Raw genomic sequence first — 21,167 nt, forward strand, 5'->3', positions numbered from 1 at the left:
AAAAGAAAACCTATGAGGCAGGGACTGCCTTTTGAGCCTACCCATATCCGATTCCTCTGTCTGCATGAAATCTGTGCAGACAAGAATGGAGTTCTTAGGAAGCCCCCACTTCAAAATCCGGAGGATTTAAGTGGTGGGTAGTTCACTCATTTATAATATAATTTAATTATAGGAAACTGTAATAAATACGACAAACAATACACCTTATGAAACTTGAAAACAGCTTAGTCATAAAGTATGATGTAAAGAGGTTTTGTATGCCCTTTTGGACATACTGATTAAGCAATGATATGGGAACTATAAATAGAAATGATGAGGAGAAACTAATGACTAAACGATTTGCAGTAGTGCTTGCAGCTGGACAGGGAACTCGAATGAAATCCAAACTTTACAAGGTGATGCACCCGGTAATGGGGAAACCTATGGTCGGTCATGTTGTCGATCAGGCACTTGGCGCTCGAATGGATAAAATCGTCACAGTTACAGGTGTCGGTGCTGAAACCGTTCAGGACTATCTAGGCGATAAGAGTGACTATGTCCTCCAGGAAGAACAGCTGGGAACAGCTCATGCGGTCGAACAGGCTGCACCGATCCTGAAAAACGAGGAAGGAACCACACTGGTTATCTGTGGAGATACACCTCTTCTGACTAAGGAGACACTTGAAGGGCTGATGGCTCATCATGAAGAAGTGAATGCGAAGGCTACCGTCCTTACTGCTCACGCGGATGATCCGTTTGGCTATGGTCGCGTGATCAGATCTGAAGATGGATCAGTCACTAAAATCGTTGAACAGAAAGATGCGTCTCAAGCAGAACAGGCAGTTCAGGAAATCAATACTGGGACCTACTGTTTCGACAACAAGGCATTATTCGCTGCACTTGAAAAAGTGGACAACAATAACTCCCAAGGTGAATATTATCTGCCGGATGTTATGGAAATCCTCAAAAAACAGAATGAGCTTATTTCTGCATTCCAGCTTGAGAACAAGGAAGATGCTCTGGGAGTCAATGACCGCGTGGCATTAGCTCAGGCCAGTAAGCTGATGAAGAAACGTATCAATGAGCAGCATATGCGTAATGGTGTAACTTTTATCGATCCTGAGCAGACTTATATTGAAAGTGATGTGGTGATTGGTCAGGACACGCTTGTAGAACCCGGCGTCTATCTTAAAGGACAAACTTCCATTGGTGAGGACTGTATCATCGGAGCGCATTCGATTATCGAAGACAGCCAGATCGGCAACGGTGTTCATGTGAAGAGCTCGATGATTGAATCATCAATAATGGAAAATGAGAGTAACATCGGACCCAACAGTCACCTGAGACCAGAATCCGTCGTGAAAGAACATGCACACATCGGAAACTTTGTAGAAGTTAAAAAAGCGACTCTTGGAAGAAACACGAAAGTCGGCCACCTGACTTATGTTGGTGACGCCACGCTAGGAGAAAATATCAATCTAGGATGCGGAACGGTATTCGTCAATTGCGATGGTGAAAAGAAACACCACATCGAAGTCGGAGATAATTCCTTTATTGGCTGCAATACGAACCTGATCGCACCCGTTAAAATTGATGCAAATACCTACGTGGCAGCCGGATCTACGATTACTGATGATGTTCCTGAAGAAGCGATGGCGATTGCTCGTGCTCGTCAAGTAAATAAAGAGGGCTATTTTAAGAAAATGCCTCATAAAAATTAGAAAACTCTTCAAAACAGGGCTTTCACGCCCTTGTACAGTTGATTTATTCAGTGCTTAGGCATACACTTATAGTAGTAAAAACAATGAGATAAAATTTATGGAGGCCGACATGTCCGAACATTATTCTGATCCAAAACTGAAGATTTTTGCATTGAGTTCCAACAAGCCATTAGCAGAAAAGATTGCGAAGGATGTAGGAGTAGAATTAGGAAAAGTATCCGTCAACAAGTTCAGTGATGGGGAAATCCGTATCAACATTGAAGAAAGTATTCGTGGGGACCATGTCTATGTTGTGCAGTCAACTTCTGCGCCGACTAATGATCACTTGATGGAAGTGCTCATTATGATCGATGCATTGAAACGTGCAAGTGCCAAGACGATCAATATTGTCATGCCTTATTACGGTTATGCGAGACAGGACCGTAAGGCTCGTTCGAGAGAACCTATCACGGCGAAACTGGTCGCGAATATGATCACTCAGGCAGGGGCTGACCGTATGCTGACTTTGGACCTTCATGCTTCTCAGATTCAAGGCTTCTTCGATATCCCAGTTGATCATCTGCTTGGTGCGTCACTTCTGGCAAATTGGTTCATCGACAGAAATCTTGGAGGAGAAAACACAGTCGTAGTCTCTCCTGATCACGGAGGAGTGACTCGTGCCAGAAAGTTGGCAGAGTTCCTGAAGTCACCTATTGCCATCATTGATAAACGCCGTCCAAAAGCCAATGTAGCAGAAGTCATGAATATTGTCGGTAATGTTGAAGGGAAAACAGCCGTACTGATCGATGACCTGATCGATACAGCGGGAACGATTACCCTTGCCGCAGATGCTCTGATTGAAAAAGGAGCAAAAGAAGTCTATGCCTGTGGGACTCACCCGGTATTTTCCGGACCTGCTATGGAACGTCTGGCTGATTCCCCAATCAGAAATATGGTGGTCACGGATTCCATCATGCTTCCAGAAGACAAGAAAATTGATAAAGTCGTTCAAGTCAGCGTAGGTGAACTGATGGGTCATGCCATCAAGTGGATCCATGAAAACCGTTCAGTATCCCCACTGTTTGAGAAGCAGTTTAAAGGATAAGTATCTGATGTTTAAAAGCCTGCGTCTTTATTAAAGGAAAGGAGGCGGTCAGGTGATAGATAAGGTTCGTTTCCATTTGAGAAAGATGAAACCGTTGGACGTCGCCATTATCATCATTCTTCTGGTCGCATCCTTCATCCCGCATATTGTATACGGCTATCAGCTGAGCAGCATCGATGAGGACGCCCGGATCATTGCTACAGTTAAAATATCTGGAGAAGAAGTGTACTGTGTGGAACTGAGCGAGGAAACACCACAAGAGGAATTCAGGCTCGAACCTCGTGACGGTCAGTACAATATCATTGAAGTAGACGGCACGCGTATTCGCAACCGTGAAGACAACAGTCCGGATCAGCTCGGAGTGAGAAGAGGCTGGATCAGTCAGCCTGGCGAAACAGCTGTTGTCTTGCCTCATCAGCTCATAATCGAGATTCATGCAGAGAATCAGGATGGACAGGAAATTCACGAAGAAGATGACATAATCATACCAATGTAATAAAACAGCCGAAACCTGAATGTTTTTCTCTAAACTCTTGTAATAAGGGAGCAGAGAAAACGTCCGGTGGCGGCTGTTCTTTTCAAAATGAACAGGGACCGTCAGCTGGTATAAATCGGCTGACGGCCCCTGTTTTATATTGTAGATCACTTGAAGATGCAAAAATATCAGTCAGAGATCGTGAATCCTAAATCCGGATTTTTATCCAGGACTTCTTTCAGGTGATTTCTGATGGTATCTGCCGAATGAGTCATTTTTTCCTTTTCGGAATCATTAAGTGGAATCTCGACGATTTTGTCGATCCCACTTTGATTGATGATGGCAGGGGAGCCGATGTAGATGTCATGCTGTCCGTACTCTCCTTCAAGGTAAACTGACAGAGGCAGGACAGCATTTTCATTGTTCAGAATGGCCCGGGTGATGCGGGCCAGCGATACTCCGATACCGTAAAATGTCGCACCTTTACGCTTGATGATTTCATAAGCGGCGTCTCTAACGGAGAAGAAAATATCAACGAGGGCCTGTTCATCTGTATCCGGGTTATTGTTCAGCCATTCATTGATCTGAAGGCCGGCAACGTTAGCATGTGACCAGACTGGGAATTCAGTATCCCCGTGTTCGCCGATGATGTAGCCGTGAACGTTCCTTACATCCACATCCAGCAGATTGGCAACTGCCTGACGGAAGCGAGCGCTGTCAAGCGAGGTTCCAGTTCCGATGACCTGGTTAGAAGGGAGACCGGACAACTTGTATACAGCATAGGTCAGGATATCTACTGGATTCGTTGCAACCAGGAATATGCCATTGAATCCGCTGGCCATCACCTTTTCCACGACATCTTTAGTGATGCGAAGGTTCTTTTCAGTCAGATCCAGACGGGTCTCGCCAGGCTTTTGAGAAGCTCCGGCAGTAAAGACGACCAGATCAGCATCATGGCAGTCCGCATAATCAGCCACATATATTTTCTTAGGTGCAGTGAAGGCCAAGGCACTGTTCAAGTCCATGACATCTCCTTCTGCCTTTTCTGTATTGACATCGATAATGCCAAGCTCCTGACCGATATTCTGATTGATCAGTGAGTAGGCATAACTTGAACCGACAGCTCCATCACCTATGAGAATGATTTTCTGCTGTTTTTTTCTGACGTTCATATGATCATTCCTTTCCCTTTTTTATACCATTAGTATAGCATAGATAATCGTCAAAACTAATGAGAAGCTGACTGTACAATATGGAAATTTTGTACATTGACGCACATAGATATAAATGAGAAAATAATGAAAGAGTTTTAACGAGTATTTAACATGATAATCAGAAGAGGAGTTTTAGTGGAATGAAGCATATAACAAGTGAAAGCCTGTTTGACCTGAAAAATGTATCACAGCCAATTGTTCTGGATGACCGTATTTTTTATCTGGAAACTCGAACGGACAAAGAAAAAAATGCCTACCTGACTTCTTTGTGGAGCATCGATCAGAAATCGAAGGAACGGATCATGTGGATCGATGAAGAGTTGAATCCTTCCCAAATCAAAATTTCTCCGAACAAGAAATGGATCAGTTTTCTGGCCGGTAAAAAAGGCGAGAAGCCTCAGATTTACCTGATGCCAGTGAGAGGTGGAACTGCCTTTGCTCTGACTGATGAGGAACAAGGCGTCAGCTCATTTGAATGGACAAGTAACAGTGGGGCACTCTATTATCAGACGACTGTCGATCCCGACCAGGATAAGGAGAAAGCAGAGAGTGACAGCAAGTCCGATGACAAAGTCAAGCCAGTGACGATTACTAAACTGCAATATAAGATGGATGGCCAGGGGATTACTGAAAAAGATCGACTGTATCAAGTAAAAAAAATCAGTGTGTCCAAAAAGGAATCTTCGCTCATTCTTGAGAAAGACCGTCCGTTCCGCCTTTAATATGTTTCTAAAGACGAATCTTTTCTGCTCTATGTGGATAAGCTGAATCCGGATGACGAATGGGTCTACGGAGCAAGCGTCTACGAATACGACATTGCCTCGGAGACAGCCCGCCTCGTTACTGAAGATATACCGGAAGGCAGCTTTTCATTTGAAGCTGTAAACGAGTCGGAAGACTATTTCCTCTTTACTGGAAATGATTTTTCTCATGCTTTTGTAACCCTCGATAAAATTTACGGCTGGGACAGAGCAAACCACACTTTCGAGTCACTGTCAGTCGAGGATAAATATGTCGGTGATCTGATCATTGGAGATTTCCAGCAGAAAACCAAGGGATTTCCGATCAAGTGGCTGGATGATGACTCTTTTGTCTATCCAGTGACCGAACATGGCAAGCTGAAACTGTATAAGGGAGACAAAACCGCCGGCAGCAAATGTCTGGTGGACAAGCCGTTTCATATTACAGATGGGGATGTTGTGGACGCCTCTACCTTTGCAGTCACCTACTCTGACTTGACAACACCAAGTGTTCTTGGGCTGCTCAACGCCGAAACTGGGGAAGTAACTGATTTGTATAATCCGAACGCAGCGTTTGAAGACACGCATCAAATCACGCCTGTGGAAAGATTCTGGTACAAAGGAGCAGACGACTGGGATATCCAGGGATGGTACGTTCCACCTGTGGACAAGAGTGAAAACCATCCAGCTGTTCTTTATATCCACGGTGGGCCTCAAGTATGTTACGGAGAAACCTTCTTCCATGAGATGCAGAAGCTCTCAGCTGAAGGATACGGTGTAATCCTTCTGAATCCTCGTGGAGGAAACGGCTACGGACAGGATTTTGTTGCGTCCATTCTCGGCGATTACGGAAACAAGGACTATGAGGATCTTATGCTGGGTACGGATTATGTACTGGAACAGCACCCGGAGATCGATCAGTCGAATGTATATGTCGCAGGTGGAAGTTACGGTGGATTTATGACAAACTGGATCGTCGGACACACTGACCGTTTCAAGGCTGCTGTAACGCAGCGATGCATATCAAACTGGGTCAGCTTCTACGGGACCAGTGATGTGGGCGCGTTCTTCGTAGAATTCCAGTTAAAAAGAGACGTCTCTCAAATGGAAGACCTGTGGAAAATGTCTCCGTTAGCCTATACGCAGAATATCAAGACACCTCTGCTGGTCATCCACGGACAGGAAGACTTGAGATGCCCACAGGAACAAGGTGAGCAGATGTATACAGCCATGAAGAAACAGGGAGTCAGGACCAAACTGATTCTCTTCCCTAAATCGAGTCATGGACTGTCACGTGCAGGCCTGCCAAACCTTAGAATAGAGCGACTAAATGAAATCAGTAACTGGATGAAGTAAATAATAATGAAGGAGGACTTTCGTCATGGAAGTTCTCTTTTTGTGTGGACAGGCGCGAGTGACTAGTCATCCGGTCATATCAGATATATAAGGAGAAAGTTAGAAGATTATGAGACTCTATTAAATAGATTCCGTATAACTACAGGGTTGCCGGTTTCTTTGTTATACTCATTAACGGTTAAGAGGTCTAACAAGTAATTGAAATAAAAAATAATAGGAGTGGAATTTTGAAGCAAGATTTAGAAAGGTTAAGTCCGTTTGAGTTGTCGCTGTATCTGGAAAATCGTATGGGGTCACAAGATGTGACGAAAGAATGGTTGAATGCCGGACGAGGGAATCCGAACTGGACAGCCCCTATTCCCCGAGAAGCGTATTTTCTTCTAGGCGAATTTGCAGTAAAAGAAACGGTCATAAGTGAAAAAGAAAGTCTGGGCACTATGATCAAAGAAGAAGGCGGACGAACGGAGCGATTCGAATCCTTCCTGAATGAAAAAGAATCGGATGGAGCTGACATGCTCAGAAACATCTGGGCAAACGCTGCTCATCTGCTGGGCATGCCGAGAGAACAGTGGCTGACTAAAATGCTCGACTATACAATTGGGGATAACTATCCCTATCCTGAGCGCGTGCTAACAGCGTGCGAACAGCCGATCAAGCAGTATCTTCACCATGAATTGTTCTCAGGTGAGACGGAACCCTTCGATATTTTTGCGGTCGAAGGAGGAACAGCTGGAATCGTCTATACCTTTAAGTCTTTAGTGAACAACCACCTGCTGGAGCCCAAAGATAAGATCGCTCTGATGATCCCAACCTTTGCGCCTTACATGGAAATTCCTGAACTGCCGGAATATGAATTCGATGTAGAATATATTAGGTCTGAAATCATGACAATCGATGGACAGACAAGTCATCAGTTCAGTGAACACGAACTGAATAAATTAAGGAATACGGACATTAAAGCAGTTTTTGTAGTGAATCCAAGTAATCCGACAGCGAATGCGATATACGGTGATTCGATTGAACAGCTGAAAGACATTGTTGAAAAGGATAATCCTGATTTGATGATATTATCTGACGATGTGTATGGCACCTTCCTTGAATCATTCACATCGCTGTTTAGAGCTATTCCTTACAATGCTGCCTGCATTTATTCTTACTCTAAATACTTTGGTGCGACGGGATGGAGAATCGGAACGATCGCCCTGGCCAAAGACAATGTGTTTGATAGAAGATTAGAAGAGCTTCCTGAGGAGAAGAAAGTGACGCTTGATGAGCGGTACGGCACACTGACGTCAGACCCAAGAGGGATTTCCTTCATTGACAGAATGGTGGCTGACAGCCGGTCAGTAGCGCTAAACCATGCAGCTGGTCTATCTGCGCCACAGCAGGTCATGATGACGCTGTTCAGTCTCTATGCCTTGCTTGACACTGAAGGCCATTACAAACAGGAGGTCATTCAGATCTGTCAGAAGAGGGGGCAGCTGCTGTATAACTCTCTGGGACTGATGATGCCGGTCGAAGAATATAATACAGCTTACTATTGTGAAATAGACTTTGAATGGCTGCTTAATAAACGGTATGGATCAGACTTCAAAGAGTATATCCAGTCCAGCTGGACGATGACGGATATCGTTACGAAACTGGCTGAGGAAGAGCGCCTGATGCTGCTTAAATCAGAAGCGTTCGGCTCAGGCAAGTGGACAGTCCGGGTGTCACTCGCTAATCTGGACACAGATTCCTACAAGGAAGTCGGCGAGCGACTTATTGACATGCTTGACAGGATACATGAATCATGGACAGCTCTGTTAAAATAAGATAATAGCATACAAAAGCGGGATCCTTATAAGAGAAGGCAGATTTAGAAAAGTCTGTCGGACCTTAAAAGGGCCCGTTTTTTTACATTTATTGATGTAGACGTAATTAGAAAGAATGATTTTGTATTTATCCACATCTTATCCACAGAGTTGAAAGTGAAGATTAATAGAGGTATTCTTCTTATTTCGATTTTTAGAAGAAATAATGGAGGATGGGCATCATTGAACAGTTTCGGTACGACTGGGGGCAGAACTATCCGAGCTGATCAGAATCTGAGAGGTATTGCAAACTACAGGTAAAGAGTCCTGTGAGTATGTCGAACAGAGAAGTAAGGAAGCAAACTCATATGAACTGACCGAATCTCCTGCGAGAACACGTCGGTGGTTAACGAACTGGAAGACTATATGTAAAACCCCCGCAATACCGTCTGATGGACAGCTCGCAGGGGGCATTAGATTATTTTAGATCACTATCAGTATGATTATTCAACAGTTACTGACTTAGCCAGGTTACGAGGCTTGTCTACATCATTCCCACGATGCAGGCTGCAGTAGTATGAAAGCAGCTGAGTCGGGATGACGCTGACTAAAGCTGATAGCAGTGGATTGACTTTAGGAATCACGATGTGGTCACCCGGGCGGTCCAGTCCATCCATTGAAATGACCATAGTATGAGCGCCGCGTGCACGTGTTTCCTGAAGGTTGCCGCGGGTATGTCCGGCTACAGCCTGTTCAGTCACGATCGCAATAACTGGTGTACCTTTCTCAATCAGAGCGATCGTTCCATGTTTCAATTCACCTGCAGCGAATCCTTCTGTCTGGATATAGGAAATCTCTTTCAGCTTAAGTGCAGCTTCGAGAGCGACATGATAGTCCATGCCACGACCGATGTAGAACGCATTGCGTGTGATGCTCAAGTATTCAGATGCAAGCTCTTCGATCACGTCTTTTTCATCAACGAGCGTCTGCATAGCATTTGCAACTATGCCAAGATCGTGAATCATTGTCGGCTCATCGATCAGACCTTTTTCTATACCGACCACTTCAGATAAAATAGCCAGAACAGCAATCTGAGCCGTGTACGCTTTTGTAGAAGCTACAGCAATTTCCGGACCTGCATTCAGAAGCAGAGTGAAGTTGGATTCTCTGGATAATGTTGAACCGGCCACGTTTGTCACAGTAAGAGACGGATGACCCAGTTCATTCATTTTGACCAGTACCTGACGGCTGTCTGCCGTTTCCCCACTTTGAGAGATGAAGATGAAAAATGGTTTTTCAGGAAGCAGAGGCGTATGATAGCCGAATTCACTTGATACATGCACTTCTGTTGGAATATTCGTCATCTCTTCCAGAAGTTTTTTGCCAACTAGACCGGCATGATAACTTGTTCCGGCCGCGATAATATAAATGCGGTCTGAGTTCATCATAGTGCTGACGATTTCAGGATCGATGGACAACTTGCCTTCTTCATCCTGATATTTCAGAACGAGCTTACGCATAACGGCTGGCTGCTCGTCGATTTCTTTAAGCATATAGTAAGGATAGGTTCCTTTTTCAAGGTCATTGGAATCCAGTTCTGCGATATAGTGGTTTCTTTCAATAATATCGCCGCTGAAGTTCTCGATGGACAGACTGTCTTTAGTCACGACTGCAACTTCTTTGTCCATTAATTCTACGAACTGATTCGTTTCCTTGATCATAGCCATTGCATCACTACAGATAACATTGAAGCCGTCTCCTTTACCTAGAAGCAGAGGACTCTTGTTTTTAGCGGCATAGATAACATCTGGATCTTCCTTGTCGATCAGAGCAATGGCGTATGAACCTTCAAGGGTCACGATGGTTTTTTTGAAGGCATCAAGTGTATCCAGACCTTCGTTTTCTGCAAACCAGGCGATCAGCTGAACAATGATTTCCGTGTCAGTTTCGCTGACCAGTTCAACATCTTCAAGATAAGCATCTTTTACTTCCTGATAATTTTCGATCACACCATTATGTACAATGGTATAGCGACCGCTAGTTGACTGATGAGGATGGGCGTTGCGTACACTAGGTTCACCATGAGTAGCCCAGCGGGTATGTCCGATTCCGGCATTAGCTTCGACCGATCCGTCGACTTTATCTCGTAAGGCTGCAATACGGCCCTTTTCTTTAAATAAATGGCCGTCATTCTGTTCTCTGATGACATAAATCCCGGCAGAGTCATAGCCCCGGTATTCCAGTTTTTCAAGTCCGTGTAATAGTACTTCTTTAGCGTCTTTCGATCCAATGTATCCAACGATTCCACACATGTGTATCCCTGCTTTCTTATAGATTAAATGTTTTAGCCCACTTTTTTTAAGTGGTATAGTTGTTAGTCATGTTGCGGTGTAATGGCTGCTTATGCAAGCATAATAATATTAAAAGCAAATATGTTAAAAGTCAACCATTTTTACTGATTATTTTTTCTGATTGGTATAGTCGTTTTGCTGGATGCGGGCGAGAGCTTTTAATCATGGATGCACGGTACAGCTCTTATATAATAAGGAGGGCGGACAGTTTAGTCAACTGCATGTTCTGGAGGTTTAGAGAACATTAAAGATTTATTGACAAATATATGTAAAAAAATTGTCATATATTTTTTATTGTGGTATGATAACGACGAGCGAAATTATATAGATAGTTCTATCCCATTTATCTCTTATATAAAAGAGATGTAATATATTAGGAGGGAATGTACAAAATGAGTTATAAAAAACTATTAGGTTTGCTGGCTGTATCTACACTTGCACTAGCTGCGTGTGATACAGATGGAGATCCAAGTCCGACACCAGACATCGATGAAGAAGTAGAAGACGACACTGATGAAGATGGCGGCAACGGTCAAAGCCCACATGATATCATTGATGGTATCGGAAGCGACCTTGGCTTCACAGCGCCTATCGAGCTGGAAATCTTTGGTGGAACTTGGTCTCAGGAAGGATATGTATTCACACCTGAAGACGGAGAAGCTACAGTTAACGGTTCAGCTGTGGGAGAAGGAGACGTCTATGCCTACGTTCTTCAGGACGGCGAAGTCGTAGAAACACCTGCAGTTGAAGATGGAGCATTCAGCTTTACAGTTGAAGCTACAGATTCTGATCAGGAATTCCAAGTCGGTGTATCAGAAGAAGAATTGTATGAAGTAGGAGATGAAGGCGACGTCGAAGAACTTGTTCGATGGGAAAATATCATCATCTTAGCTCCTGGAGAATAATTTTAAACAATTCAAACCAGAGGTTTCTCTTGAGCGAGGGAAGCCTCTGGTTTTTTGTAGGAATCTTCATATAATCTTAATACTCCTATAGTATAATTGATGAAATAACAGCAAATTAAAGGAATGACTAATATGCAATGGCTTCAGAAAATTCTGTTTTACATGACTGGTCGCTATGGCTTCGATGAATTTTCAAAAATACTGATGGCTGCCGGCCTGGTTTTCGGTATGCTGGCTAACTTTATCGGAGGGGTCTGGGTATCGGCTGTGGGGGTTGCCCTGCTGGCGTATGGTTTTCTCCGGATTCTCTCCAGAGATAAGGCGAATCGTTATAGAGAACTTCAGAAATATTTATCTGTCAAGCAGACCGTTCAACTGAGAACAAGGAAACTAAGAAACAGGTGGGCTCAGCGAAAAGCGTATAAAGTCGTTAAATGTCCTAACTGCAGACAGCAGATCCGTCTCCCGAGAGGAAGGAAGAAACTGCGGGTGACTTGCCCTAAATGTCAGGAGACATTCATTAAAAAAACTTGATTGATCACCAGAGGGAAAAGTGACTTCAAAACATGGTACAATAGAATAAATAAAAAACTGAACGACAGTATCGTTCAGCTTTTTTTGCATGTACAAAACGTTAAGGAGTTTCTATAATATGAAATTAATAATAGGGTTAGGCAATCCGGGAGCTAAATACGCTCAGACTAAACATAACATTGGATTTATTACATTAGATGAAATAGCTTTTCAAAGAGGCTGGACATTCAACCAGTCCAACTTTGAATCAGTTTATGCAGAAGGGATGGTCGGAACTGAAAAGGTCATCCTGATCAAGCCTCAGACTTATATGAACGAATCGGGACGTTCAGTGAGACAGTGGCTGGACTACTATGACTGTAGTGAGGAAGACATAGTTGTCGTCTATGATGATATGGACCTGCCGATCGGTAAAGTCCGGTTGAGACAGAAGGGTGGCGCCGGTGGACATAATGGCATCAAGAGTATGATCGATCATCTCGGGACGAAACAGTTCAATCGTCTCCGAATTGGTGTCGGACGCCCATACGAGAATCAGTCAGTCGTCTCTCATGTCCTGAGTCCCTTTCACAAATCGACGCATGAAGAGGTGCTGCTTTCAGTGAAGAAAGCAGCCGATGCCGCTTTATACTGGGTCGAGGGTCATTCGTTTACTGACACGATGACACAATTCAACTAAATGAATTTTATAGAAAAGGAGAAAATAGCGTGGCAGACTTACACACATTAATTAGTGAGAAACCATCCGTTAAAGAACTGTTTTCTCAAATGGGAAAAAAGAGGAAGCACCTCATAACTGGAATGGCAGGATCGGCGCGGACATTAGTGCTCAAATCATTATTTGAAGAAGAATCCAGACAGATCGTCGTGGTCACTCAAAATGTCTATCATGCCAATCAGCTCATAACCGATTTAACTGGTCTCATTCCTGATGACCAGCTCTTTCTGTTTGCAGTGGACGATATGATCCATGCTGAAATGGCCGTCTCTTCTCCGGAATCCCGGGCAGAGCGCGTCAAGGCTCTAGATTTCATGCTGAAAAATAAACCGGGAGTGGTGGTCACTTCTCTGGCCGGGGCAAGAAAGCTTCTTCCCGATCCGGTCCTCTTTGCTCAGGCAGAGCTTTTATTCTCTATCGGAGATGAAGTAGAGCTTGAGCAGCTCCAGCGGAAACTTGCCGAGATGGGTTACAGGCGGGAGCAGAAAGTATCCGCTCCTGGAGAATTCAGCATTCGAGGCGGCATCATCGATGTGTATCCGCTGACTGAAGAAAAGCCTGTCAGAATTGAGCTGTTTGATGTGGAAATCGATTCACTAAGGTACTTTGATGCGGACACTCAAAGGTCTGAACAGAATATTGAAACCGTAAAAATCATCCCTGCTACAGATACCTTACTCTGTATAGAGGAAAAAGATGCCATCATCACCCGGTTTGAGAAAGCACTGGCCTCGTCACTGAAAAAAACAAAGGACGAAGACCAGCAGACTAATCTGAATGAGACAGTCAGGGATATCATGGATACGATCAAAGACGAAACTTACAGCGAAGAGCTGGTCAGATATGCGGATCTTTTGTATAAGAATAAAGCGACCCTCATCGACTATGCGTCGGATGATGCGATCGTCGTCATGGATGAATACCCACGTATACTTGAAAACGAAGCAAGACTGGAAGGAGAGGAGGGTGAATGGGTTACATCCCAGTTAACTCAGGGGAATATCCTCATCAATCAGTCCTTCTCGAAAAATTTCAGAGACACACTCAAAGGTTCAGAACTGAATCAGCTTTATTTCTCACTGTTCCAGAAAGGAATGAAAGGACTCCGACTGGACAGCATCCATGCCTTTCAGTATCGGACGATGCAGAAATTCTTTGGACAGATGAACCTGGTCAAGACGGAAATGGACCGCTGGGTGAAACAGGATTATACTGTCATTGTCATGACAGAAAGTGAAGACAGGGCGGAAAAAGTACATCAGACTCTTCTCAATTTTGAGATTCCGAGCACCTTATCGGACAGGGATCATTTAAAAGAAGGCATTATCCAGGTCATCAGTGGAAGTGTCATGACGGGATTTGAGCTGCCTCATGAAAAAATTGCGGTACTGACAGAGAAAGAGCTCTTCAATAGACTGCCTAAAAAGAAACCGAGAAGACAGAATCTGTCGAATGCTGAAAGACTGAAAAGCTACTCTGAACTGGACAAAGGCGACTACGTGGTGCATGTCAATCATGGGATCGGTCAGTTCATGGGCATGGAAACCATGGAAATCGGTGGGGTGCATCAGGATTACCTCAGTGTTGTGTACAAGGATTCATCGAAACTGTTCATACCTGTGACACAGCTGAATCTCCTCCAGAAGTATGTGTCTTCAGAAGGGAAAACCCCCAAACTGAATAAACTGGGAGGCACATCCTGGGCGAAGACGAAGAAAAAAGTAGCCTCTCAGGTTGAAGACATAGCAGATGAGCTGGTCGAGCTGTATGCTGAACGAGAGCAGAGAACCGGCTATGCCTTCTCCAGAGACAATGCCTATCAGAGGGAGTTCGATGATGCGTTTCCTTACACAGAAACGGATGACCAGCTTCGCTCGATTCGTGAAGTGAAAAAAGATATGGAAAAAGACAAGCCTATGGATCGCCTGATCGTAGGAGATGTCGGTTACGGAAAAACAGAAGTAGCTATGCGTGCCATTTTCAAAGCAGTTCAGGACGGGAAACAGGTGGCATTTCTGGTGCCGACTACCGTTCTGGCTCAGCAGCATTACAATACTATGCTGGAACGATTTGCTGACTTTCCTGTGGAGATCGGACTGCTGAGCCGTTTCCGTACAGGTAAGCAGCTGAAAGAAACTGTCGACGGACTGAAAAAAGGGCACATAGATGTCGTCGTCGGAACGCATAGGGTTCTGTCTAAAGATATTGTCTTTCAGGATTTGGGTCTGCTTATTGTAGACGAAGAGCAGCGCTTCGGAGTCAAGCACAAGGAAAGACTGAAACAGCTGAAAAGCGAGGTGGATGTACTGACGCTGACGGCCACCCCTATTCCCCGGACTCTTCATATGTCCATGCTGGGTGTGAGAGATCTGTCAGTGATAGAAACTCCGCCGGCCAACCGCTACCCGGTACAGACTTACGTTATGGAGATGAATGGGGCAGTGGTAGCTGAATCGATCAAACGAGAAATGGCTAGAGGCGGTCAGGCATTCTATCTGCACAACCGTGTCAGCACGATCGAGCAGCGGGTAGACGAACTCCAGCAGCTCGTTCCTGAAGCCCGTATTGCGCATGCGCACGGACAGATGACAGAAGTTCAGCTGGAGAACATTCTATACCAGTTCATACAGGGAGAGTATGATCTGCTCGTCACAACGACGATCATCGAAACAGGAGTCGATATCCCTAACGTCAATACGCTTATTGTAGAGGATGCTGACCGTATGGGCTTGTCCCAGCTTTATCAGTTGAGGGGACGGGTCGGTCGGAGCAGTCGAATCGCCTATTCGTATTTCATGCATCAGCCGAACAAGATTTTGACAGAAGTCAGTGAAAAGAGGCTGCAGGCGATCAAGGACTTTACCGAACTCGGATCAGGTTTCAAGATTGCCATGAGAGACCTTGCCATACGTGGGGCTGGTAACCTCTTAGGGCAGCAACAGCACGGATTCATCGACAGTGTCGGATTTGATCTGTATTCACAGATGCTCGAAGAAGCAGTTGCACGAAAACGCGGGGACAAGCGTCACCAGAAAACGGTGGTGGAAATGGATCTGTCGGTCGATGCTTACTTGCCTGGAACGTATGTCCAGGATGAACGTCAGAAAATCGAGCTGTACAAGCGTATCAGACAGTTTTCTTCCGATGAGGACTATGTAGAACTTCAGGATGAACTGATCGACCGCTTTGGGGACTACCCTCAGGAAGTCGCAGATCTGCTCTCAGTAGGTCTGCTCAAGATGTACTGTGAACAGGCGCTAATAGAACTGATTAAGCGTGATGGAAACAATCTGACTGTCGTCTTCTCGAAGGCCGGAACGACGCGTCTTCCACTTCCTGAAGTGTTCAAGGCGCTTAAACCGATCACGTTGAAAACAGATATGCAGGCAGAGGAGAAACTGACTGTCGCATTTAAGCTGACCAGACTGACGTCTGTCAATGAATGGCTGGATGCGCTGGTTCTCTTTTCTAAAAATACAGCTGAGTATCTGATTGAAAAAGAGAAAAGAGAAGAAGAGGAACAGCAGAAACAGTCAGCTGATCCACAGAAATAATCCGGTCAGACAGGAGAAGTATCCGTCCAGAACTGAGACGAATTGTCTGCAATGAACAAAGAATTTTATATGCTGCCTGATGCTGTCGGAGCAGGCAGCATCAAGCAGTTGGCAATACATCATCATAAGGAGGCAGTTATGCACACCATCACTATAGTCGGGCTGGGACCTGGAGAAAAGCGGCAGATGCCGTTGAGTGTATATGAGAGGCTCATGAGCAGTCAGTCGATAATCGTCAGAACATCGGACCATCCTGCCCTGAACGAAATGAAAGAAGAAGGACTCGTCTTTGAATCGATGGACTACCTCTACGACCAGTATAGTAAAGATTTTAGTCAGGTTTATCAGTCGATTGTCGAAAAGCTGATAAAAGAAGCACAGAGCAGGGAAGTGCTTTACGCCGTTCCGGGTCATCCTATGGTTGCTGAGAAGACGGTCAAGGATCTGCTGGAACAATATGACAAGGTCGAAATCCTGGACGGAAAAAGTTTTCTCGATGATCTTTTCAAAGCTGTCCGCATCGATCCGGTCGAAGGGTTCCAGCTGGTTGATTCCTTTGAGCTGAATCATGATCTGGTACAGACTGGTCAGCACCTCATTGTCATGCAGGTGTTTAATGCCTTAATGGCAGGAGAGGTCAAATTGACTCTGATGGAAAAATATCCGGATGATCATCAAGTGGCAGTTATCGATGGCGCGGGAACATCTGATGAAAAAGTACAGTGGCTGCCGCTATTTGAAATGGACCGTTTTGACGGCGTGTTCAATTTAAGGTCGCTGTATGTCCCTCCTTTATCAAAGGACGAACAAATCACGTCATTGTCCACTCTGCAGTATTATATAGACAGGGTTACCGGAGAAGATGGGGATGCATGGATCATTGAGCAGACCCCGCTTTCCCTGGTGGAATACATCAGAGAAGAAACAGAAGAACTGATCGAAGCCATCGAACGGGAAGATATAGATAATTGGATGGAGGAACTGGGAGACGTCCTTGTTCAGATACTTTACCAGACCAATGCAGCTGAAAAAGAGGGACTCTTTACATTCGAAGAGGTGCTTGGAAGTGTGAACCGCAAAATGAGACGCCGTCACCCTCATGTCTTTGACGGTGTGAGTGCATCCACGCCGGAAGAAGTCGATGCCATCTGGCAGAAAATCAAACAGGAAGAGAAGAGGTTGAGAGATGAGACTTGATAAATTTCTTAAAGTGTCACGTATAATCAAAAGAAGATCTGTTGCAAAAGAAATTGCGGATAAAGACCGTATACAGATCAATGGAAAGACAGCTAAATCTTCGAGTTCAGTAGCAGTTGAAGATGAACTGACGATACAGTTCGGAAACAAAACACTGAAAGTTAGAGTCGATAATATAAAAGACACAACGAAAAAAGATGAAGCAAAAGATCTATATACTGTGCTGGAAGAGACCTATAAGGAGTCTGACAACAACTGACTGATCAGTTAGACACAATCAGAACCGCTTGATTTAGCGGAACTGATTGTGTCTTTTTCATTACAATTTAATTCTGGACCGGTTTCCTCTCCAGAGAATCTTTATCATTCGACTTATTCTTGGTATACTTTAATCACGATTCCCTGAATTGGAAGAAGGAGGAGCAATCACTATGGGAAATAAAAAACCACGTATTGCCCGTATGAAAAACGACTTTATAGAAACGAAGACCCTGGAAAATATTAGAGCGCATAAAAGACATAAAAAGCTGAAAAGAAGGATGCGTATCATCGTCGCAGCAGGCATGCTTCCGGTTGTTCTGGCTGGAAGTACTCTGGCAAGAAATTATGTTAAACTTCAGGATCTGGAGGAACAGAGAGTGGTAGCACAGCAGGAACTGGAATCTCTGGACCTACAGCAGAAAGAACTGGCTTACTATATCGGTCTCCTGGAAGATGAAGAGTATGTAGCCAAGCTGGCTAGAAGCGAGTATTATCTGACAAAGGATAACGAAATCGTCTTCAGCTTCCCGGATGACCGAAATCCGGATCATCTGGAAGCCACTGATGAAAATCCGGACGCTGACGAAGAAGAAACGGATGAAGAATGACAAAACCCGAACAATCGAGAGTGATTTATCAAGATTCTTCTATATAGACCTTTATTCTTAAAAATTTGCATGGTATAATTGTTTCAAATTATTTAGGAGGAAACATAGAAAATATGTCAATTGAAGTTGGAAGCAAAGTAGAAGGTAAAGTCACGGGTATTGCCAATTTTGGTGCGTTTATTGATTTAGGCAATAACAAGACAGGGTTAGTTCACATCAGTGAAGTGTCAGACAGTTATGTAGAAAACATCAATGAAGAACTGGAAGTTGGCCAGACCGTTACAGTGAAAGTCTTATCTATAGCAGATGACGGTAAAATCGGACTATCTATTCGCAAAGCCCAGGACAAGCCTGCTGAATCAGCTCCAAAACCTAAAGCGCCAAGTCGTGAGCGTTCAAGTTCTTCTTCAAATAAAAGAAGCAGCTCAGCTCCGAAAAAACAGGACTTCGACTCTCTAATGAGTTCATTCCTGAAAGACAGTGAAGACCGCTTGACCTCCATTAAACGAAACACTGAAAACAAACGCGGTGGACGTGGCGGAAGAAGAAGTTGACACATTAACATTTAAATCATAAGAGAAAGGGTTTGGGGGGAGTCCCTGAACCCTTTTTAATTGGAATATCCAATGTCTGAAAGGTGGGAGAAGATGGATCTGCTCCAGCAGTTTACTGGACACATTAGAACGCTCGATGCCTGGGAACCTGACGAACCGGTCATCGTCGCAGTATCGGGAGGGGTTGATTCTGTCGTCCTCCTTGACCTGATGGGCAGGCTGCCAGAGGATGTCAAACCGAATATTATAATTGCTCATGTCAATCATCATCTGAGAGGGATCTCTGATGATGAGGAATCGGCAGTCAGAAAACTTGCTGAACGATACACTGTTCCTGTTTACGTCCATCACTGGCGAAAAGAAGACCACCCGGACTCAGGCATCGAGAAAGCGGCAAGAGATATTCGTTATTCCTTTTTCAAAGAAATTGCCCAGCGGATGGGCAGCCGTGCAGTTCTGACTGCCCATCATAAGGATGACCAAGTTGAAACGATCCTCATGAAGCTGGTCAGAGGCAGTGCGCTGGAAGAACTGAAAGGTATATCAGCTAAACGATCAGAGGGGACAGTTACGATAGTCAGGCCACTACTGCCATTTACCAAGAAAAATCTGATATCCTACGCAGAACAAAGACAGCTGCGCTGGGCTGAAGATGAGTCCAATGCATCGGTAAAGTTTACGAGAAATCGATACAGGCAGACAATTCTACCGCTTCTCAGATCTGAAAACCCAGCAGTTGACGATCATCTGATCCGGTTTACAGAAGATCTCGATAGTCTTCTGTCCCTCTCTGCCCCATGTGTCGAAGAGTGGAAAAAAGACATACTATCATTTGATAATGACGCTCTGTACATCATGGTTCCTGCTCTTAAACAGGCGGATGAGGCCTTGCAGAGACGGGTACTGAGCAGTGGAATCAAACAGTGGTCCAGAAAGCAGTCCTACACTCTAGGGCACAAGCACATACAGATGATCATTGACTGGCTGAAAGCGTCTAGTCCTAATACGACACTGGATCTTCCGGGGGGGCTGACTGCAGAGAGAATGTACGATCGCTGCATGATTCGAAAAAAAGAGTCTGACAGCAGGTATGAGATCGAAAGCGAAAATGAAATTGAGAAGAAACTGGCAGTCGGTCAATGGATCGAACTGGGGGACGGCAGCTCGATGGGATTGCTCACCTATGAATCATTCCGGTCCAGGGAATCAAGTCAGAATGAACGACATCTGTATCTTGGAATTCCGTTTCAGAGCACCCCATTGACGATACGTCACAGACACAATGGAGACAGGATGACTGTCAGAGGAATGACTGGAACAAAGAAAGTGAAAGATATTTTTATAGATCAGAAAATACCGAGAGAAGACAGAGAGCGGGCTTGGGTCGTGACAGACAGTACAGGTCGCATTTTATGGGTCGTTGACCTTAAGGAATCTGCATTGTCACTGGACCCTAGAACTGATACAATTAGCTACGTACTCGTATATGAAAGAATGTAATTTTAAAAGTAAAGAGTAGATGAAAAGGAGATCATGACATGAGAAATGAAATTGAAAGCATATTGATATCTGAAGAGGAAATTATGGAGAAAGTTCAGGAACTTGGTGAGCTTCTTGGCAAGGAATATGACGGGAAAAACCCTCTGCTGGTCGGTGTACTTAAAGGTGCTCTGCCATTTATGGCAGATCTAATCAAAAAAATGGATATACACCTGGAAATCGACTTCATGGATGTATCAAGCTACGGAAATGAAACGGTCTCATCTGGAGAAGTCAAGATCCTGAAAGACTTGGATACAAACGTCGAAGGCCGACACGTCCTTTTCGTGGAAGATATTATCGATACTGGAGGTACTCTGGCTTACCTGAAAGATCTTTTCAAATACCGTAAAGCAGCTTCGGTCAAAATCGTCACCCTGCTGGACAAGCCGTCCGGCCGCAAAATCGATATTCACGCCGACTGGGTAGGGTTTACAGTGCCGCACAAATTCGTAGTGGGCTACGGACTGGACTATGCTGAAAATTACCGTAACCTGCCATTCATAGGCGTGCTTAGGCCTGAAATCTACCAGTAGTCAACTGACTTGTGAAAGAAGTATGGATTTTCAATGCTGAAACAACTA

19 protein-coding genes are annotated in these 21,167 nt (G+C 44.5%); 17 read left to right on the forward strand and 2 right to left on the reverse strand.

What is annotated here, in order from left to right:
• The first annotated feature begins 326 nt into the window (after nt 1–326).
• The 3 genes from glmU to ABFX15_RS03140 all read left to right on the forward strand — a co-directional run bounded on the left by glmU (nt 327) and on the right by ABFX15_RS03140 (nt 3,280).
• Nucleotides 327–1,700 carry a bifunctional UDP-N-acetylglucosamine diphosphorylase/glucosamine-1-phosphate N-acetyltransferase GlmU gene (glmU, locus tag ABFX15_RS03130; RefSeq protein WP_346024054.1) on the forward strand — a complete coding sequence of 458 codons (1,374 nt, stop codon included), beginning with the start codon at nt 327–329 and terminating at the stop codon, nt 1,698–1,700.
• A gap of 109 nt (nt 1,701–1,809) precedes the next feature.
• Complete coding sequence (locus ABFX15_RS03135) at nt 1,810–2,784, forward strand: ribose-phosphate diphosphokinase (protein ID WP_346024055.1); 975 nt, start codon at nt 1,810–1,812, stop codon at nt 2,782–2,784.
• Nucleotides 2,785–2,836: 52 nt separating this feature from the next.
• Nucleotides 2,837–3,280 carry a NusG domain II-containing protein gene (locus ABFX15_RS03140; RefSeq protein ID WP_346024056.1) on the forward strand — a complete coding sequence of 148 codons (444 nt, stop codon included), beginning with the start codon at nt 2,837–2,839 and terminating at the stop codon, nt 3,278–3,280.
• 167 nt (nt 3,281–3,447) lie between these two features.
• On the opposite strand, the gene ABFX15_RS03145 is transcribed toward ABFX15_RS03140, so the two are convergent.
• Nucleotides 3,448–4,431: an L-lactate dehydrogenase gene (locus ABFX15_RS03145; protein WP_346024057.1), complete on the reverse strand. Its 984-nt coding sequence runs from the start codon at nt 4,429–4,431 to the stop codon at nt 3,448–3,450.
• Nucleotides 4,432–4,613: 182 nt separating this feature from the next.
• On the opposite strand from ABFX15_RS03145, the gene ABFX15_RS03150 reads away from it, so the two are divergent.
• From ABFX15_RS03150 to ABFX15_RS03165, 4 genes are all read left to right on the forward strand, one after another.
• Nucleotides 4,614–5,195 (forward strand): TolB-like translocation protein, encoded by a 582-nt coding sequence (locus ABFX15_RS03150; RefSeq protein ID WP_346024058.1) that lies wholly within the window; start codon nt 4,614–4,616, stop codon nt 5,193–5,195.
• Nucleotides 5,196–5,228: 33 nt separating this feature from the next.
• Nucleotides 5,229–6,569 (forward strand): alpha/beta hydrolase family protein, encoded by a 1,341-nt coding sequence (locus ABFX15_RS03155; protein WP_346024059.1) that lies wholly within the window; start codon nt 5,229–5,231, stop codon nt 6,567–6,569.
• 227 nt (nt 6,570–6,796) lie between these two features.
• On the forward strand, nt 6,797–8,383 hold the full coding sequence (aspD, locus tag ABFX15_RS03160; RefSeq protein WP_346024060.1) for an aspartate 4-decarboxylase: 1,587 nt from the start codon (nt 6,797–6,799) through the stop codon (nt 8,381–8,383).
• 156 nt (nt 8,384–8,539) lie between these two features.
• A complete protein-coding gene (locus ABFX15_RS03165; protein WP_346024061.1) occupies nt 8,540–8,683 on the forward strand; it encodes a hypothetical protein in 144 nt (47 codons plus the stop codon).
• A 182-nt stretch (nt 8,684–8,865) separates the two neighbouring features.
• On the opposite strand, the gene glmS is transcribed toward ABFX15_RS03165, so the two are convergent.
• On the reverse strand, nt 8,866–10,674 hold the full coding sequence (gene glmS / locus ABFX15_RS03170; protein ID WP_346024062.1) for a glutamine--fructose-6-phosphate transaminase (isomerizing): 1,809 nt from the start codon (nt 10,672–10,674) through the stop codon (nt 8,866–8,868).
• 431 nt (nt 10,675–11,105) lie between these two features.
• Between glmS and ABFX15_RS03175 the strand changes: the two genes are divergently transcribed.
• The 10 genes from ABFX15_RS03175 to hpt all read left to right on the forward strand — a co-directional run bounded on the left by ABFX15_RS03175 (nt 11,106) and on the right by hpt (nt 21,119).
• Nucleotides 11,106–11,618: a hypothetical protein gene (locus ABFX15_RS03175; RefSeq protein ID WP_346024063.1), complete on the forward strand. Its 513-nt coding sequence runs from the start codon at nt 11,106–11,108 to the stop codon at nt 11,616–11,618.
• A gap of 123 nt (nt 11,619–11,741) precedes the next feature.
• Nucleotides 11,742–12,152 carry a hypothetical protein gene (locus tag ABFX15_RS03180; RefSeq protein WP_346024064.1) on the forward strand — a complete coding sequence of 137 codons (411 nt, stop codon included), beginning with the start codon at nt 11,742–11,744 and terminating at the stop codon, nt 12,150–12,152.
• A 118-nt stretch (nt 12,153–12,270) separates the two neighbouring features.
• Nucleotides 12,271–12,831, forward strand: a complete 561-nt coding sequence (pth, locus tag ABFX15_RS03185; protein WP_346024065.1) for an aminoacyl-tRNA hydrolase — start codon at nt 12,271–12,273, stop codon at nt 12,829–12,831.
• 89 nt (nt 12,832–12,920) lie between these two features.
• Entirely contained in the window at nt 12,921–16,424 is a 3,504-nt protein-coding gene (gene mfd / locus ABFX15_RS03190; protein WP_428830585.1) for a transcription-repair coupling factor, read from the forward strand.
• A 51-nt stretch (nt 16,425–16,475) separates the two neighbouring features.
• Entirely contained in the window at nt 16,476–17,621 is a 1,146-nt protein-coding gene (locus tag ABFX15_RS03195; RefSeq protein WP_346024067.1) for a MazG nucleotide pyrophosphohydrolase domain-containing protein, read from the forward strand.
• Nucleotides 17,611–17,880, forward strand: a complete 270-nt coding sequence (locus ABFX15_RS03200; protein WP_091265864.1) for an RNA-binding S4 domain-containing protein — start codon at nt 17,611–17,613, stop codon at nt 17,878–17,880. Before ABFX15_RS03195 ends, ABFX15_RS03200 begins: the two co-directional genes overlap by 11 nt.
• Before the next feature lie 172 nt (nt 17,881–18,052).
• Nucleotides 18,053–18,490: an FtsB family cell division protein gene (locus tag ABFX15_RS03205; RefSeq protein ID WP_346024068.1), complete on the forward strand. Its 438-nt coding sequence runs from the start codon at nt 18,053–18,055 to the stop codon at nt 18,488–18,490.
• Between the two features lie 113 nt (nt 18,491–18,603).
• The gene (locus tag ABFX15_RS03210) at nt 18,604–19,044 is read left to right on the forward strand and encodes a S1 domain-containing RNA-binding protein (protein WP_346024069.1); all 441 of its coding nucleotides are present in this window, start codon (nt 18,604–18,606) and stop codon (nt 19,042–19,044) included.
• Between the two features lie 72 nt (nt 19,045–19,116).
• Entirely contained in the window at nt 19,117–20,544 is a 1,428-nt protein-coding gene (gene tilS, locus ABFX15_RS03215; protein WP_346024070.1) for a tRNA lysidine(34) synthetase TilS, read from the forward strand.
• Nucleotides 20,545–20,582: 38 nt separating this feature from the next.
• Nucleotides 20,583–21,119, forward strand: coding sequence for a hypoxanthine phosphoribosyltransferase (gene hpt, locus ABFX15_RS03220; protein WP_346024071.1), 537 nt, complete (start codon nt 20,583–20,585; stop codon nt 21,117–21,119).
• The last annotated feature ends 48 nt before the right edge of the window (nt 21,120–21,167 follow it).

It is taken from the genome of Alkalibacterium indicireducens (assembly GCF_039522005.1).
In the GTDB taxonomy this organism is placed as follows: Bacteria; Bacillota; Bacilli; order Lactobacillales; family Carnobacteriaceae_A; genus Alkalibacterium; species Alkalibacterium indicireducens.

Excerpts from the sequence above, each read along its gene's own strand:
- ABFX15_RS03150 (WP_346024058.1), top strand. The coding sequence starts at position 4,614 with ATGAAGCATATAACAAGTGAAAGCCTGTTTGACCTGAAAAATGTATCA.
- ABFX15_RS03175 (WP_346024063.1), top strand. The coding sequence starts at position 11,106 with ATGAGTTATAAAAAACTATTAGGTTTGCTGGCTGTATCTACACTTGCA.
- ABFX15_RS03200 (WP_091265864.1), top strand. The coding sequence starts at position 17,611 with ATGAGACTTGATAAATTTCTTAAAGTGTCACGTATAATCAAAAGAAGA.
- mfd (WP_428830585.1), top strand. The coding sequence starts at position 12,921 with ATGGGAAAAAAGAGGAAGCACCTCATAACTGGAATGGCAGGATCGGCG.
- ABFX15_RS03135 (WP_346024055.1), top strand. The coding sequence starts at position 1,810 with ATGTCCGAACATTATTCTGATCCAAAACTGAAGATTTTTGCATTGAGT.
- ABFX15_RS03210 (WP_346024069.1), top strand. The coding sequence starts at position 18,604 with ATGTCAATTGAAGTTGGAAGCAAAGTAGAAGGTAAAGTCACGGGTATT.
- ABFX15_RS03145 (WP_346024057.1), bottom strand. The coding sequence starts at position 4,431 with ATGAACGTCAGAAAAAAACAGCAGAAAATCATTCTCATAGGTGATGGA.
- hpt (WP_346024071.1), top strand. The coding sequence starts at position 20,583 with ATGAGAAATGAAATTGAAAGCATATTGATATCTGAAGAGGAAATTATG.
- ABFX15_RS03205 (WP_346024068.1), top strand. The coding sequence starts at position 18,053 with ATGGGAAATAAAAAACCACGTATTGCCCGTATGAAAAACGACTTTATA.
- glmS (WP_346024062.1), bottom strand. The coding sequence starts at position 10,674 with ATGTGTGGAATCGTTGGATACATTGGATCGAAAGACGCTAAAGAAGTA.
- glmU (WP_346024054.1), top strand. The coding sequence starts at position 327 with ATGACTAAACGATTTGCAGTAGTGCTTGCAGCTGGACAGGGAACTCGA.
- tilS (WP_346024070.1), top strand. The coding sequence starts at position 19,117 with ATGTCTGAAAGGTGGGAGAAGATGGATCTGCTCCAGCAGTTTACTGGA.
- ABFX15_RS03180 (WP_346024064.1), top strand. The coding sequence starts at position 11,742 with ATGACTAATATGCAATGGCTTCAGAAAATTCTGTTTTACATGACTGGT.
- ABFX15_RS03195 (WP_346024067.1), top strand. The coding sequence starts at position 16,476 with ATGAACAAAGAATTTTATATGCTGCCTGATGCTGTCGGAGCAGGCAGC.
- pth (WP_346024065.1), top strand. The coding sequence starts at position 12,271 with ATGAAATTAATAATAGGGTTAGGCAATCCGGGAGCTAAATACGCTCAG.